Origin of the sequence: Natrinema salifodinae (assembly GCF_900110455.1) — an archaeon.
GTDB classification, from domain to species: Archaea; Halobacteriota; Halobacteria; order Halobacteriales; family Natrialbaceae; genus Natrinema; species Natrinema salifodinae.
In genome coordinates, this window is sequence record NZ_FOIS01000003.1 from 187,725 (window position 1) to 201,678 (window position 13,954).

The 13,954-nt window shown below is 67.3% G+C and carries 12 protein-coding genes; 4 read left to right on the plus strand and 8 right to left on the minus strand.

The window, feature by feature from the left end; translation table 11 throughout:
* The first annotated feature begins 178 nt into the window (after positions 1-178).
* Together BMY29_RS11000 and BMY29_RS11005 are read left to right on the plus strand one after the other, a co-directional pair.
* The gene (locus BMY29_RS11000) at positions 179-2,302 is read left to right on the plus strand and encodes a beta-glucosidase (protein WP_049991283.1); all 2,124 of its coding nucleotides are present in this window, start codon (positions 179-181) and stop codon (positions 2,300-2,302) included.
* Between the two features lie 346 nt (positions 2,303-2,648).
* Positions 2,649-3,878: an MFS transporter gene (locus tag BMY29_RS11005; protein WP_049991282.1), complete on the plus strand. Its 1,230-nt coding sequence runs from the start codon at positions 2,649-2,651 to the stop codon at positions 3,876-3,878.
* Positions 3,879-4,553: 675 nt separating this feature from the next.
* On the opposite strand, the gene BMY29_RS11010 is transcribed toward BMY29_RS11005, so the two are convergent.
* Positions 4,554-5,636: an alpha/beta hydrolase gene (locus tag BMY29_RS11010; protein WP_049991281.1), complete on the minus strand. Its 1,083-nt coding sequence runs from the start codon at positions 5,634-5,636 to the stop codon at positions 4,554-4,556.
* A 231-nt stretch (positions 5,637-5,867) separates the two neighbouring features.
* On the opposite strand from BMY29_RS11010, the gene BMY29_RS11015 reads away from it, so the two are divergent.
* A complete protein-coding gene (locus tag BMY29_RS11015) occupies positions 5,868-6,650 on the plus strand; it encodes a class I fructose-bisphosphate aldolase (protein WP_049991280.1) in 783 nt (260 codons plus the stop codon).
* On the plus strand, positions 6,647-7,648 hold the full coding sequence (locus BMY29_RS11020; protein ID WP_049991279.1) for a class 1 fructose-bisphosphatase: 1,002 nt from the start codon (positions 6,647-6,649) through the stop codon (positions 7,646-7,648). The genes BMY29_RS11015 and BMY29_RS11020 overlap by 4 nt, the downstream gene beginning before the upstream one ends.
* Positions 7,649-7,752: 104 nt before the next feature.
* Here BMY29_RS11020 and BMY29_RS11025 read toward each other — a convergent pair whose 3' ends face one another.
* The 7 genes from BMY29_RS11025 to glpR all read right to left on the minus strand — a co-directional run bounded on the left by BMY29_RS11025 (position 7,753) and on the right by glpR (position 13,877).
* Positions 7,753-8,232: a PTS fructose transporter subunit IIB gene (locus BMY29_RS11025; RefSeq protein ID WP_049991278.1), complete on the minus strand. Its 480-nt coding sequence runs from the start codon at positions 8,230-8,232 to the stop codon at positions 7,753-7,755.
* The gene (ptsP, locus tag BMY29_RS11030; protein ID WP_074854717.1) at positions 8,229-10,046 is read right to left on the minus strand and encodes a phosphoenolpyruvate--protein phosphotransferase; all 1,818 of its coding nucleotides are present in this window, start codon (positions 10,044-10,046) and stop codon (positions 8,229-8,231) included. Before ptsP ends, BMY29_RS11025 begins: the two co-directional genes overlap by 4 nt.
* A 27-nt stretch (positions 10,047-10,073) precedes the next feature.
* On the minus strand, positions 10,074-10,346 hold the full coding sequence (locus BMY29_RS11035; RefSeq protein WP_049991277.1) for an HPr family phosphocarrier protein: 273 nt from the start codon (positions 10,344-10,346) through the stop codon (positions 10,074-10,076).
* On the minus strand, positions 10,346-10,816 hold the full coding sequence (locus tag BMY29_RS11040) for a PTS sugar transporter subunit IIA (RefSeq protein WP_049991276.1): 471 nt from the start codon (positions 10,814-10,816) through the stop codon (positions 10,346-10,348). The genes BMY29_RS11035 and BMY29_RS11040 overlap by 1 nt, the downstream gene beginning before the upstream one ends.
* 24 nt (positions 10,817-10,840) lie before the next feature.
* Complete coding sequence (locus BMY29_RS11045; RefSeq protein WP_081985494.1) at positions 10,841-12,010, minus strand: PTS fructose transporter subunit IIC; 1,170 nt, start codon at positions 12,008-12,010, stop codon at positions 10,841-10,843.
* Positions 12,011-12,205: 195 nt separating this feature from the next.
* On the minus strand, positions 12,206-13,114 hold the full coding sequence (gene pfkB, locus BMY29_RS11050) for a 1-phosphofructokinase (protein ID WP_049991274.1): 909 nt from the start codon (positions 13,112-13,114) through the stop codon (positions 12,206-12,208).
* The gene (glpR, locus tag BMY29_RS11055; RefSeq protein WP_049991273.1) at positions 13,104-13,877 is read right to left on the minus strand and encodes an HTH-type transcriptional regulator GlpR; all 774 of its coding nucleotides are present in this window, start codon (positions 13,875-13,877) and stop codon (positions 13,104-13,106) included. Before glpR ends, pfkB begins: the two co-directional genes overlap by 11 nt.
* Between the last annotated feature and the right edge of the window lie 77 nt (positions 13,878-13,954).

The window sequence follows — 13,954 nt, forward strand, 5'->3', positions numbered from 1 at the left end:
CGGAGTACTGCTAGTCGTACCATCACTGCAACGTTCTCGTGAACGTGGCTTATAGGTTGGGTCCGCCGGGGCGGCGCGAACGACGAGCGAACAGGGAGATATTCCCCGGAGAACGTAGCATTATAAATCATGCGTCAATTCCGTACGTACTGTATGCGTCACACGGAGGAGCGATAGAATGCAGTCCGACAGCACGTCACTCGTCGACGACCTCACGCTCGAAGAGAAGCTCGAACTCGTCCACGGAACGCTCGATCCGGACGAGAAGGCGACGGGCTACGTGCCCGGCAACGATCGGGTCGGCGTCCCGCCGCTGACGATGGTCGACGGTCCCCTCGGCGTACGAGCGCTGGGCGAGCAGGCGACCGCGTTCCCCTCGTCGATCGCGCTCGCGTCCTCGTGGGACCCGGATCTGGCCCGAGAGTTCGGCGCCGCGCTCGGTCGCGAAGCAGCCGCACACGATCAGGACGTCGTGCTCGGCCCCGGAGTAAACATCATCCGAACGCCCCACAGCGGGCGGAATTTCGAGTATTACAGCGAAGATCCGCACCTCGCCGGCCGAATGGGCGTCGGGACCATCGAAGGGATTCAGTCCGAGGGCGTCGCGGCCACGGTCAAACACTACGTCGCGAACAACCAGGAGACGAACCGCTACGAGGTGAGCGCCGACGTGAGCGAGCGGGCGCTGCGCGAGATCTACCTGCCGGCGTTCCGCGCGGCGGTCGAGGACGCCGACGTCCTGTCGGTGATGACCGCGTACAACCGGGTCAACGGCGTTCACATGAGCGATCACGAGCATCTCCTCTCCAACGTGCTGAAAGACGAGTGGGGATTCGATGGCCTGGTCGTCTCCGACTGGTGGGGGACCCGGAGCGCCGTCGACGCGGCGCTGGCCGGGCTCGATCTGGAGATGCCAGGCGTCGACCTCGAAGCGTACCTTCCGGGCGAAGCGGACGACGAGATGGAGGCGCCCGACGACGAGGACGGCGAACTGCCGCCCCTCCCGGACGTGCCGGCGTACTTCGGCGAGCCGCTTCGGGAGGCCGTCGAGTCCGGCGCGGTCGACGAGTCGGTTCTCGACGAGAAGATCGAGCGGCTCCTGCGCGTGATGGAGGCGGTCGGTCGCTTCGAGGCCGAGGGCGAAGCCGACGCGCGCGAGGGCGAACTCGACACGCCCGAACACCGCCGCCTGGCCCGCGACATCGCGGTCGAGGGGACCGTTATGCTGACCAACGACGGCACGTTGCCCCTCGACGAGTCCGATTCGATCGCACTGATCGGCCCGAACGCCGACGCCGCCAAACTCGGCGGCGGCGGCTCCTCGGAGGTATCGCCAGTCACCGAGACTAGTCCGCGCGAGGGGCTCGCCGAGCGGGCGGCCGACCTCTCGTTCGAACGCGGCGTGTCCCCGATCGCCGAATCGTCGTTCTTCGACGACGAGGACGAGCCGACCGCTGCAGACGCGGACGGCGACACGGACGCGGGCGCGAGCATCGACGACGCGGTGGCAGCCGCCGAAGCCGCCGACTGCGCGGTGGTCGTCGCTCAGGACGACGCCACGGAGTTCAAAGACCGAGACCACATCGAACTCCCCGGCGAGCAGAACGAGCTCATCTCGGCCGTCGCCGACGCCGCCGATCGGACCGTCGTGGTCCTCCGGACCAGCGGCCCCGTCGAACTCCCCTGGCTCGACGCGGTCGACGCCGTCCTCGAAACGTGGTACCCCGGCCAGGCCGACGGCGAGGCGCTCGCGGCAGTCCTGTTCGGCGACGACGATCCGAGCGGTCGGCTCCCGGTCACGTTCGGTCGCTCGGCCGCGGACTATCCGACGGCGGACGAGGCGGCCTTCCCCGGAACGGACGGGTCGGCACGGTACGACGAGGGTGTCTTCGTCGGCTACCGGTACTTCGACGAACACGACGTCGAGCCGCTGTTTCCCTTCGGGCACGGCCTGTCGTACGCGACGTTCGAGTACGGCGACGCGACCGTCAGCGAGACCGACGACGGGTTCGAGGTCGCCGTCGATCTCCGCAACGTCGGCGAGCGGCCCGGGAAAGAAGTCGTTCAGGTGTACGCGCGGAAATCGTCGGCGCCGGTCGCCTGTCCCGACCGCGAACTCGTCGCCTTCGATGCCGTGACGCTCGAACCCGGCGAGAAGACGACGGTGCGCGTCTCGCTCGATCGCGACGACTTCGCGTACTACGACGAGGACGACGGCTGGACGGCCGCGACGGGAACGAACACGATTCTCGTCGGTCGCTCCTCGCGGGACGTTCGGGCAACGTTCGACGTGGACGTGTAGGAACGGCCGCGTTCGATTACAGTTGTCCGCGGCGACCGATGAGCGTTTTTCGGTCGGAAGCCGCTCCGAGTCCCATCGCCGTCTCCGCTCTCGGCAGCCGGATTCACCGGAACCGCAATGTTTTACTATAGTTAATGTACATTGTTTTTCTACACGCTGGGTTCGAGTACCAGACACACAGGCGATCGATAATGACAAATATGCGACGTAGATCGAGTACTATCGGCTCGAATAGCGGTTCGAGAAAGGGGAATCGGCACCAACGCGGCTCGGAGCGACCCGCGAAGCGAGTGACACGTCGATCGCGGTCGATCGATCTGGCGACGGCCAACGGGGTGGGAGCGTCGTGACGGACCGAAACGCGACGCCCTGGGCGACGATCGGAACGCTGCTGCTGGCGGCTACGTTACCCGCGCTCTCGGGCGGAATCGTTAACCCCGTGTTGCCGGCGATCGAAGCGGCGTTCTCGTCGGTACCCAACGCGGGCGTCCTCGCCCAGCTCGTCAGTACGCTGACCGGCCTGATCATCGCCGTCTTCGCGCCGATCATCGGCGTGCTCGTCGATCGCTACGGTCGAAAGCCCGTCCTGATCGTCTCGATGATCATTTACGGGATCGGTCCCAGCTCGGCGTACTTCCTCGATTCGCTGTACCTGATCCTCGGGACCCGAGTCTTCCTCGGAATCGCCGTCGCCGGGATCATGGTGAGCGTTACGACGCTCATTGCGGACTACTTCACGGGCAAGCGCCGGGAGACCGTGATGGGCTGGCAGGGTGCGATGATGCCGTTCGGGGCCGCGGTCGCCATGGTCGCCGGCGGCGTCATGGCCGACCTCAACTGGCGGACCGTGTTCCTCACGTACCTCGTCGCGCTGCTCATGGTCCCGCTCGTCGTCCGCTTCGTCGACGAGCCCGATGTCGGCGCGACGAGCGACGGCACCTCGCTGCCCGCGCTCGCCGAACTCCGGGAGATCCTCGACGAACTCCCGCTCGGGTTCCTGGCCGGCGTCTACCTGACCATGTTCATTGGCATGATCGGATACAATCAGATCAACGTCGAGATTCCGTTTTACCTGCAGACCGTCACGTCCGTCGGCGGCACGATGACCGGAATCGCGATCGCGACCGTCTCGCTCGTCGCCGGGCTCGTGTCGCTGAACTTCGATCGCATTCGGGAGCGGTTCAGCCCCATCGCGATCATCGCCGGCATCTTCGCCGCGGCCGGGATCGGCTTCCTCGTCGCCGGCGCGACCGAGCGGTACTGGATCATCGTCGTCGGGATCGTCATCGCAGGTGCCGGACTCATCCTGCTCACGCCGACGTTGAACTACTGGGTCGCCGCACGAGTAAGCGAACAGTATCGCGGTCGGGCCCTCAGTGGCGTCACGACGACGATGTTTCTGGGCATGTTCGTCTCGCCGATCGCGGCCGAACCGCTGATCGCGCGGCTCGGTACCGGCCAGGCGCTGCTGGCGATCGGTGTGCTCGGGTTCGCGATCATGGCCCTGTTTGCCATCGCGGCAGTCCGCCGACGTTCGGCGCCGGACGTAACCGCCGCGACGCAGTCGACCGACTAGTTTCGGATCGCACGAGACCGACGGGAGAACGGAGCTGCGAGTTCCACTCTCGAGGAGGGGCGCTGTCAGCCGCGTCGCGATCGCGCACCGCCCGCCCGATCGGTAGTGCGGCTTCCGAGCCACCAGTTACCATTCTACGGAGTATCATTCGAATCCGAGAGAAGATCCCGAAGCCGGTGCGTCGTCGTTGCGAGGAGCGACGGCCTGGCCTAATAGACTGAGTGGGGACGAACACGACCGAATATCTCAGAATCGCGCCGCTCGGCGTCGTACTACGATATTTCAGATCGAGTCCGCAGAGAGACGGAGAGCCGATCGGCTCGATCCCATCAGCCGGAGCAAATTTCGAGGAGAGTGTCGTCTTCTCACCGATATGCCGTTTCAGGACGCAAAATACGGCTGTTTCCGTTCGATCTGAGGTCGGCCTTACCGGAATCTCGTGATCGATTCGCTCTCTTTACCGAGCGGTCTCGGCTCCTCGAGTAACGATTGCGAGAGGTACCAGTATCAATACAGTATTCGAATTGTCTCTCATATCTGTGGGCAATAGCAAGCCCACGTCGGCACCCGGTTTAGAGCGACCGCGCACGTTCGCGTCCGAAACGCCACCGACGCATCGCGGAGCAACGCCGGTCGGACACGGATCAGGCCCCGCGCAGAGACGAGCGGGTTCCCTCAGTCGAGGACGCCCTCGAGTCGATCCAGAAAGTCGCCAGGCACTTCGACGTGTGGTGTGTGGCCGGTGTTGCCGAAGACGACCTCCTCGAAGTTGCCGCCGCGATCGACGTAGCGCTCGAGGACGGCGCGGGTCTGATCGACCATCGGCTGGGGCGGGAAGACGTCCTCGCCTGGCCAGTCCGGCAGTTCGTCCATTCGGCCAAGCGTGCCCGGATCGAACAGGGAGGCGTTCGAGACGATCTGGTCGGAGTCGCCGCGGAGCCAGGTGATCGGCGGCTTGTCCTCAGGGTCGATTTCGGAGATCATGTCGAGCCGGCAGTACTTCGGCGAGACGGCGTTGTTCACGCCGGTCTCGCCGGGCGCGGTGCCCGGCCAGTTGTCGCTGTCGGTCGCCGAGCCGGGATAGTTCTCGTCGCCGGTGGCCGTATCGAGCATGCCGGTCAGGTACGACTCCTCGCGCTCCGCGTCGAACTCGTGGGTCGGGTCGACGTAGTAGGTCCGCAGGAGCTTCCGGGGCGCGGCTTCGTCCGCCGTCTCGCGGAGGCGATCCGCGAGGTTCGAGACGAACGCCCGGTTGGCGATCCCGCCGCCGGACCCCGCGTAGTCGTCGAAACAGGGCGTGCCCTCCGCGTCTTTCGTCCCGCCGAAGCCGTACGGCGAGACCGGGTTGACGAGCACGAGCGCGGCGACGTCCTCGGGATGTTCGATCGCGTATCGCATCGCGACCCCGCCGCCGTTCGACCAGCCGACGAGCACGAGCGGCGTCTCGAGGTCGCGGTCGACGACGAACGAGCGGAGGTCGGCCGCGAAGTCGCCGAGGCCGTTCGTCGCGTCGACCGGTTTCGTCTCGGAGTCGCCGTAGCCCCGCATGTCGGGCGCGATCGCGCGGTGGCGAGCCGGCAGGTCGGCCATTACGTCCTCGAAGAACCGCGAGGAGGAGACGTTTCCGTGGAGGAACAGGACGGTCTCGCCCTCGCGCTCGGTGCGGTCGGTGCCGCCCGACTCGAGGTAGTGAGTCTCGAGGCGGTCCGTGTCGGCGAGTTGCGAATCGACGCCGGCGAGGGTGTCGTCGCGTGGCATATCTGCCCCAATCACGGCGAGTGGGATAGGTGTCTGGATTGCTTTCACAACCGGCGGACGGTCGAACGCATTCGATGTGCGGAGAGCGCGACGCCGCGACCGGTCACCGCGTGTCACGTTCGGTCGCGTCGATACCGGTTGTTGTATATTTGCGCCATTAATCCATTCTATTCGATCAAAAACAATCGTATTCGAAAACAATTCATCACCGGGCTCGAATGCGTACGGTACATGAACGCGTTCGACGAGACGCCGATCAGCCGAAACGGGAAATCGCTCATCCTCGCTCACGACCACGGCCTCGAGCACGGTCCGTCGGCCTTCGAGGGCGTCGAAGACCGACTCGATCCGGAGACGGTCTTCGAGATGGCGACCCACGACGCCGTCACCGCGCTGGCCGTCCAGAAGGGCCTCGCCGAGACGTATTACCCTTCCTACGAGGACGACGTATCGCTCCTGGCGAAGTGCAACGGGACCTCGAGCCTCTGGGAGGGCGAACCCTACTCGCCACAGACCTGGTCCGTCGAGAGCGCCGTCGAGACTGGCGCCGACGCGATCGGGTACACCGTCTATCCGGGCACGAACCGCGAGCCCGAGATGTTCGAGGAGTTCCGCGCGGTGCAAGAGCGAGCGCGCGACCACGATCTCCCCGTAGCCATGTGGTCGTATCCGCGCGGCCAGGCGATCAAGGAACACCGCAGCCCCGAGGTCATCGCCTACGCGGCCCGGATCGGGCTCGAGCTAGGCGCCGACATCGCGAAGGTGAAGTACCCGCGCAGTCCCGAGGCGCTCGCGCACGCGGTCGACGCGGCCGGCGACGTCCGGGTCGTTCTGAGCGGCGGCTCGAAGACGAGCGACTACGAATTCCTCTCGATGGTCGAGGCCGCGATGGACGCCGGCGCGGGCGGACTCGCCGTCGGGCGGAACGTCTGGCAACGAGAGAATCCCGAACGGATCCTCGACGCCCTCGAGCGGGTGATCTTCGAGGGCGCGTCGGCCGACGGCGCACTATGACAGCGGCCGATGCGGACGCCGATCACGAGCCGATTTTAGACGCGGTCGCAACAGTTGCCGCCGACGTACCCGCCGAACTTCCGCGTCTGCGCGGCCACCGCGGCGCCGCTACCGCCACCGCCGCCGTTGCCGGTGACGACGGCCAGGCGACCGACGAACGCAACCCGACCGGCGACGATCAGTCGGCGGCCGACCGGTGGCTCGACGACCGGTTTCGCGAGGCGCTCGCGCCGCTCGAGGCCGTCGGCGCCTACGCGAGCGAGGAGCGCGCCGACGTGCTCGACTGCGGACGTGGAGGCGGAGACGAGGGCGGATACGGCGTCGCCATCGATCCGCTCGACGGTTCCGACAACCTCGCCGCGAACGGTCCGATCGGGACGGTTCTGGGAATTTACGACGCGCCCCTGCCGGCTCGCGGTACCGACCTCGTCGCGAGCGCGATCGTGATCTTTGGGCCGACCGTCACGATGACCGTCGCGGCCGACGGCGACGTCGTTCGGTACCGAGTCGACGAGGACGAGGGCGAGCGGACCGACCCCCGCCGGGTCTCCCTCGCGAGCGAGCGGGCCGCGGACGGCGCTGACAACGGCGACGAGATCGACGGCGTCTGCGGGTATTCCGGCCGCCGCGAAGATCTATCGCCGGCACTCCTCGGGCTCGTCGACGCGTTCCGCGCCGAGCGGCGGCTACGGTACTGCGGCGCAGCCGTCGCCGATGTCGTGACACTCCTCGAACACGGTGGCGTGCTGTGCTATCCGCGCACCGATCGCCGACCGGACGGCGTCTTGCGCCTGCAGTACGAGGCGAATCCGATCGCACACATCGTCGAGACCGCCGGCGGGCGGGCGATCGGCGACACCGGAACCGAAACGGACGCCGACACGGAACCGGGCCGACTCCGACAGCTGGACCCAACCGCACTGCACGAACGCGTGCCGGTCTTCGTCGGCTCTCCGGAGCCGATCGCTCGGGTGGAGTCGAGCCTCGGGAGTGAGTAACGAGTACACCTTCGATTTCTGAACCTGGATTTCGATATCAGGCGAGTCGCTCGCGACTACGGGCGCGAGCGAACGGATCCAACAAGTCGAACGAATCGATTGCGTTAGGAGAGCAGCCGCTTGAGCCGGGCGAACAGTCCTTTCGAGGGGTCCCCGCCGCGTTTTACGGACTCGCTCGCGTTCTCGACGTTGCCGCCGGTGTCGGCGGCGTCGGCACCGGCTTCCGCCCCCGGCTCGTTTCGGGCCGTCGCCTGGTCGTCGGTCGCCGCCGTCGCAGCGCCGTCGGCTGCTTCGATCGCCCGCTCCAGCAGCCCTTCGGCGTCGTTGACGGCCTCTTTCACCGGCGCGTCGACGATCGGCTTGTCCGCGAAGCGGTCCTGGCTCACCGAGGTGTCCGCGGCGATGATGACTGCGTCGGCCGCCCCGATGGCCTCGCTCGAGAGTTCGTTCTCCTGGCCCATAGCGCCCTGGACCTCGACGTCGATCTCGTGGCCGTTCGCCTGCGCCGTCTGCTCTAAGTTCTCAGCCGCCATCTGGCTGTGTGCGATACCGGTCGGACAGGACGTGACTGCGACGAATTTCATGGTGTTTCGGAGTCGGAATCTGGGTCTGCGTCTGAATCTGAATCTGGATTTGAATCGCGGCTGTGACTGCGGTCGCGCTTCGCTACGCGGTCCCGGACGGCGGCGCTTGCGGCCGCGTCCGTCGCGTCGTCGGCGAGCGTCTCGGCGGCCGCGGTCTCGACCGCCGCGATATTCGCCTTTACGTCGGGGATCGTCACGGCGCTCATGCTGAGTTCGTCGAGCCCGAGCCCCACGAGCAGGTCGGTCAGGTCGGGATCGCCGGCCATCTCGCCGCACATGCCGACCCACGCGTCGCCCGCCTGGCCGGCCGCGACGGTGCGCTCGATCGCCCGGAGCACGGCCGGCTCGCAGGGGTCGTGCAGCTCAGCGACGCGGTCGTTCTCCCGGGCCGCGGCCATCACGTACTGGGTGAGGTCGTTCGTCCCGATGCTGAGGAAGTCGACACGCTCGGCGAGCGCCTCAGCGGTCAGCGCCGCGCTCGGCGTCTCGATCATCACGCCAAGCTCCGGCACCTCGTGGTCGAGCCCCTCGGACGCGAGGTCGTCGGCGACCGACGCCACGGTCTCTAGGGCGGCCTCGAGCTCCGACACCGTCGCGACCATCGGGAACATCACCGAGAGCGTCCCCGGCTCGGCCGCGTTCGCTCGGAGCAGCGCCCGCAGCTGCGTCTCGAAGAGGTCGGCGTCGGGACCGAGCGACCGCCGGATCCCCCGTTCGCCGAGGAACGGGTTCTCCGGGTCGGGCATGTCGAGGTACGGAATCGGCTTGTCGCCGCCGACGTCGAGCGTCCGGACGACGACCCGTCCCTCGGGGAAGGCCGCGAGCGCCTCGCGGTAGGCCTCGATCTGTTCGGCCTCGTCCGGCGGCGACTCCCGATCGAGGAAGAGGAATTCGGTCCGGAAGAGCCCGATCCCGTCGGCGCCCTGTCGGATGGCGCCCTCGAGCTCCGCGAGGGTGCCGACGTTGGCGGCCACCTCGATCGGCTCCCCGTCGGCCGTGGTCACCCGCTCCTCGCGGACCTCGACGCCCCGACCTGCGTTCGCGCGTTCGCGCTGGTCGGCGGTCGGATCGACGGTGACCGCGCCGGCGTCGCCGTCGACGAACACGGGCTCGTCGTCTGCGATCTCTTCGAGGTCGTCGCCGACGCCGACGACGGCGGGCAGTCCGATCGAGCGGGCGAAGATCGCCGCGTGGGAGGTCCGCCCGCCCAGTTTCGTCGCGAAGCCGGCCACGCGATCGGGATCCAACTGGGCGGTGTCGCTCGGCGTGAGCCGCTCGGCGAGCAGGACCGTGCCATCCGGCAGCGAGGAGAGGTCAACGCGGTCGCCGTCCGTGAGCAGCCGCACCAGGCGGTCCCGGACGTCGCGGAGGTCGTCCGCGCGCTCGGCCATCCGCCCGTCCATGCCTTCGAACTGCGAAATGGGGTCCTCGAAGGCGCGACGCACCGCATGGGCCGCGGGAAGGCCCTCATCGATCGCCGCCTCGACCCCGTCGATGATCTGGGGATCGTCGAGGAACTGTCGGTGGGCGTCGAACACCGCGGCCTCCTCCTCGCCGACGCGCTCGGCGGTCCGCTCGCGTTCGCGCTCGAGTTCGGTTGTCGCGCGCTCGCGCGCATCTTCGAACCGCTCGCGCTCGGCGTCCGGATCGACTGTCTCGGGCGCGGGCGGGTCGTCGAGGCTCGCGTCCGCGCCGGGGTCGTACCAGGCGGCGGTGCCGACGCCGGCGAGCGGGCTTACGCCGGTGCCGTCGTAGGTGATCGACGCGGCCTCGGCGTCGGGATCGGGGTCGCGGTCGGTGGTGGATTCGGACATGGTATGGATTCGAGTCCGGCGTCGTGTTCAGGGCTCGACTTCCCCTTCCGGGGTCGAGAGGACCGCCTCGAGTTCGTCGAGCACCGTGTCGGCGTCGTCGCCCTCGGCGATGAGCCGTACGTCGTCGCCGCTGGCGACGCCGAGACTGGTGACGGCGAGCATGCTCGCCGCGTCGACCGGCTCGCCGTCGGCGGGAGCGACCCGCACGTCGGCGTCGAATTCGGTCGCGGTCTCGACGAACGTCGCGGCCGGTCGCGCGTGGAGCCCGTCTTCGGGCACCACGGTGACGGTACGCTCCATTAGTCGATCGCCTCCGTGATCGTCTCTCGGATCGCGTCCTTCGACTCGGCCTCGTGGAGCCGTTCGCGGACGTCGTCGTGCATCAGGGCCCGCGAGAGCGAACTCAGCAGTTCGAGGTGATCCTCGCCGCCGTCGGCGGGGACGAGCAGCATGAACAGGAGCGTCGCCGGCTCGCCGTCCATGGCGTCGAAGTCGACGCCTGCCGACGAGCGCGCGAAGACGATCGTCGGCTCCGAGACGGCGTCGGTCTTGGCGTGGGGAATGCCGATCCCCTTACCGACGCCGGTCGTCGTCTCCTCCTCGCGGGCCAGCAGCGCTTCCAGCGCGGCCTGGCGGTCTGTAACTCGGCCGGCCTCGACCGCCCGGTCGAGAAGGAACTCGATACTGGCCTCCTTGTCGGCCGGCGGTTCCTCGAGCGCGATCAGGTTGGGCGTCAGTACGGTGTCGATCGTGGGTTCGGTCACAGTCATCGGTCGGTTTTCGGGATGGGGTTATTAGTTGCTCGTCTGTGCTGGTTCGGCGCCGGCGACGCGCTCGTGGTAGTCGGGCTTGATCAGCGTCGCGGTCGTCGCGGTAATCGTCGTGCCGAGCGCGAGACAGCCCAGGAACAGCAGGAAGCTGTTCGAGAGGAACATGACGAAGACGCCGCCGTGCGGTGCGGGCATCGTCACGCCCAGCCAGAGCGCGACGGCGCCGGCCGTCGCGCTTCCCAGGATAGCCGACGGGATGACCCGGAGCGGATCGGCGGCGGCGTAGGGAATAGCGCCCTCGGTGACGAAGGAGAGCCCGAGCGGCACGGCCGCTTTCGCGTTCTCGTACATTTCGGCGGCGTACTTCTGGGGCGCGATGAAGTTCGAGAGCGCGAGTCCGAGCGGCGGCACCATCCCGCCGAGCATCACGGCGGCCATCGGCGCGAAGATCTGGTCCGCGACGAGGACGGTTCCGAACACGTACGCGACCTTGTTGATCGGGCCGCCCATGTCGACCGCCATCATTCCGCCGAGGATCGCGCCGAGCAAGACGGCGTTCGTCCCCTCCATGCCGCGCAGCGTTGTCGTCAACGCGTCGTCGACGATCGCGATCGGCACACCGAGGCCGAAGATGACGATCGGCGCGAGAAACAGCGTCGTGACCACGGGGATCACGAGAATCGGCATCATCGGCTGGACCGCCGACGGCACCGACCGCCCCTTCAGCCACCGCGCGACGTAGCCGGCGAGCAGCCCGGCGACGATCGCGCCCAGGAAGCCGGCAACCGCGCCGTCGGCGTCGAAGCCGATAACTTGGCCGGCGGCCGCGATGATCGCCTCCTGTTGAATCGCCCACGAGAGGAGAAACCCGGGCGCGAGCCCGGGCTTGTCCGCGATCGCGTAGGCGATGTAACCCCCGAGGATGGGGATCATGATCGTCAGCCCGAGGTCGCCGATCTGGGCGAGGTACCAGGCGAACGTCCCGGTGTCCTCGAAGACCGTCCTGGTGCTCGTCCCCGCCCCGGGCGTCGGAATCCCGAAGATCGTCTCCGGAAGCGAAGCGAGCATAAACGCGAGTGCCAGGCAGATCCCGCCGATCGTCACGAACGGGATCATGAACGACACGCCCGTCATCAGATCCTCCTTCACCGACGTGAGGTGTGCGCGAAGTCTGGGTGATACCCTATCGCTCATTATTATCTAGCACGCTATAGCGAAACGTTCGCATTTTGTTGGCAAAATAGTTTCGAGTATGTTCGTTTTCGTCCGTTATGTCTCGATAACTAGTTCAGAGGCGTCGAACTCGCAGCGTCGAGCGGGACGACCGAGTCGCTGTTCGATGGATCCACCATCGCTCGCTCCGACCGGGGTCGAATTCACGACTACCGATCAGTACGTCGAAACGGCGATCGCGTCCCGCTCGTCGCGAACGTCGGCCAGCGGCGGGACCTGCGTCCCGGAAACGGAGACGACGTGCGACGAGACGGCGACGCCCGATCGGAGCTCCTGGGCGGCCGATTCGCCGCGCGCACGCGCCGCGAGGACGCCGGCCAGCAGGGAGTCGCCGGCGCCGACGGTGTCGACCACGTCGACGTCCCTCGCGGGCGCGTGCAGGTGTCGCTCCGGCGTCGCCATCACGGCACCCTCGTCACCGAGCGAGGCGATGACTCGCGCGAAGCCGTCCGCCCGAAGCGTCTCGGCGGCCGCGAGCGCGTCTTCTACCCCGCCGATCTCCGTTCCCGTCGCCGCTGCAAGCTCCGCGAGGTTCGGTTTGCAGAGCGCGTACTCTCCCTCGAGGGCCGAGAGCGTCGCGCCGCCGACGTCCACGACCGTCTCCCAGGGCCCGGCGTCGGCGAGCCGATCGATTGCATCGGGGCCGACGCCCTTCGGGCGACTCCCGGCGATGACCACCGTCTCGGGGTCGTACTCGCGCAGCCGGTCACAGACCGTTTCGATCGCAACCCCCGAGACCCGCGGGCCGTTCTGGTTGATCTTGTACTCGCCATCGGTCGTGAGAACGGTCGTGTTCAACCGGGTCTCCCCTTCGATCTCGACGAAATCGGTCGCGATCCCGGCCGTCGACAGTTCGTTCCGGAGGAACCGGCCGAGCCGACCGCCGGCCAGGCCGGTCGCGACGGTGTCGACGCCGAGCGCCGCCAGGTACTTCGAGACGTTGATCCCCTTACCGCCGGCGTCGTAGCGGTACTCGTCGGCGCGCGCGACCGCACCGTCCGCGAGTGCGCCGGACAACTCGACCGTGTAGTCGACGGCCGGGTTGAGCGTGACGCTAGCGATCATTCGGGCCCTCCACGCCGACGGTCACGTCGGCCGCCGCGCACGTCTCGGCGAGTTCGCCGGTCGGGTCGTCGTCGGTCACCAGCACGTCGACGTCTTCGAGGGTGGCAAACCGGGCGAAGCTCCGCTCGCCGAACTTGGTTTCGTCGGCGACGAGCACGACGCGCTCGGAGCTCTCGACCATGAGCTGTTTCATGCGCGCTTCGTCCTCGTTGGGGGTCGTCAGGCTCCCGTCGTCGGCGAGGGCGTTCGTCCCGAGAAAGAGGAGATCGAAGTTCGTCCGCTCCATGAACGCCTCCGCGCTCGGGCCGACGAGCGCCCGCGTCCGATGGCGGAGCGTCCCGCCGGTGAGCTTCACGTCGGTCGTCTCCTTCCCGAGTTCGAGCGCGAGCAGCGGGGAGTTGGTCACCGGAATGAAGGAGATGTCCGTCGGCACCTGCATCGCGACCTGCATCGTGGTCGTCCCCGAATCGAAGAAGACGACCTGGCCGTCGTGGATCTCCGTGACCGCCCGCGAGCCGATCGCGGCCTTCGCCTCCAGGTTCTGGACCTCCTTCTGGCCGTAGGTCTGCTCGCGGCCGACCGCCGTTACCGGTACGGCCCCGCCGTGGGACCGCTCGATCAGTCGGTCCTCCTCCAACTCGTCGAGATCGCGCCGGATCGTCGCCTTCGACACGTCGAGCTCGTCGGCCAGCGCGTCGACCGAGCAGCCGTCCCGGTCCGAGACGAGTTCGACGATCTTCCGCTTCCGCTGTTCGGGTAACATGAGGATCGTCTTCGATACCGTCTGTGGTCTGCACGGTTTTATTTGTTTGTGCTGATTTATGCGATCGTTTCTGATTG

Bases quoted from the DNA above. Each gene is read 5' to 3' on its own strand.
- BMY29_RS11000 (WP_049991283.1), top strand. From the start codon at position 179: ATGCAGTCCGACAGCACGTCACTCGTCGACGACCTCACGCTCGAAGAG.
- BMY29_RS11010 (WP_049991281.1), bottom strand. From the start codon at position 5,636: ATGCCACGCGACGACACCCTCGCCGGCGTCGATTCGCAACTCGCCGAC.
- BMY29_RS11015 (WP_049991280.1), top strand. From the start codon at position 5,868: ATGAACGCGTTCGACGAGACGCCGATCAGCCGAAACGGGAAATCGCTC.
- BMY29_RS11020 (WP_049991279.1), top strand. From the start codon at position 6,647: ATGACAGCGGCCGATGCGGACGCCGATCACGAGCCGATTTTAGACGCG.
- BMY29_RS11025 (WP_049991278.1), bottom strand. From the start codon at position 8,232: ATGAAATTCGTCGCAGTCACGTCCTGTCCGACCGGTATCGCACACAGC.
- ptsP (WP_074854717.1), bottom strand. From the start codon at position 10,046: ATGTCCGAATCCACCACCGACCGCGACCCCGATCCCGACGCCGAGGCC.
- BMY29_RS11035 (WP_049991277.1), bottom strand. From the start codon at position 10,346: ATGGAGCGTACCGTCACCGTGGTGCCCGAAGACGGGCTCCACGCGCGA.
- BMY29_RS11040 (WP_049991276.1), bottom strand. From the start codon at position 10,816: ATGACTGTGACCGAACCCACGATCGACACCGTACTGACGCCCAACCTG.
- BMY29_RS11045 (WP_081985494.1), bottom strand. From the start codon at position 12,010: ATGAGCGATAGGGTATCACCCAGACTTCGCGCACACCTCACGTCGGTG.
- pfkB (WP_049991274.1), bottom strand. From the start codon at position 13,114: ATGATCGCTAGCGTCACGCTCAACCCGGCCGTCGACTACACGGTCGAG.
- glpR (WP_049991273.1), bottom strand. From the start codon at position 13,877: ATGTTACCCGAACAGCGGAAGCGGAAGATCGTCGAACTCGTCTCGGAC.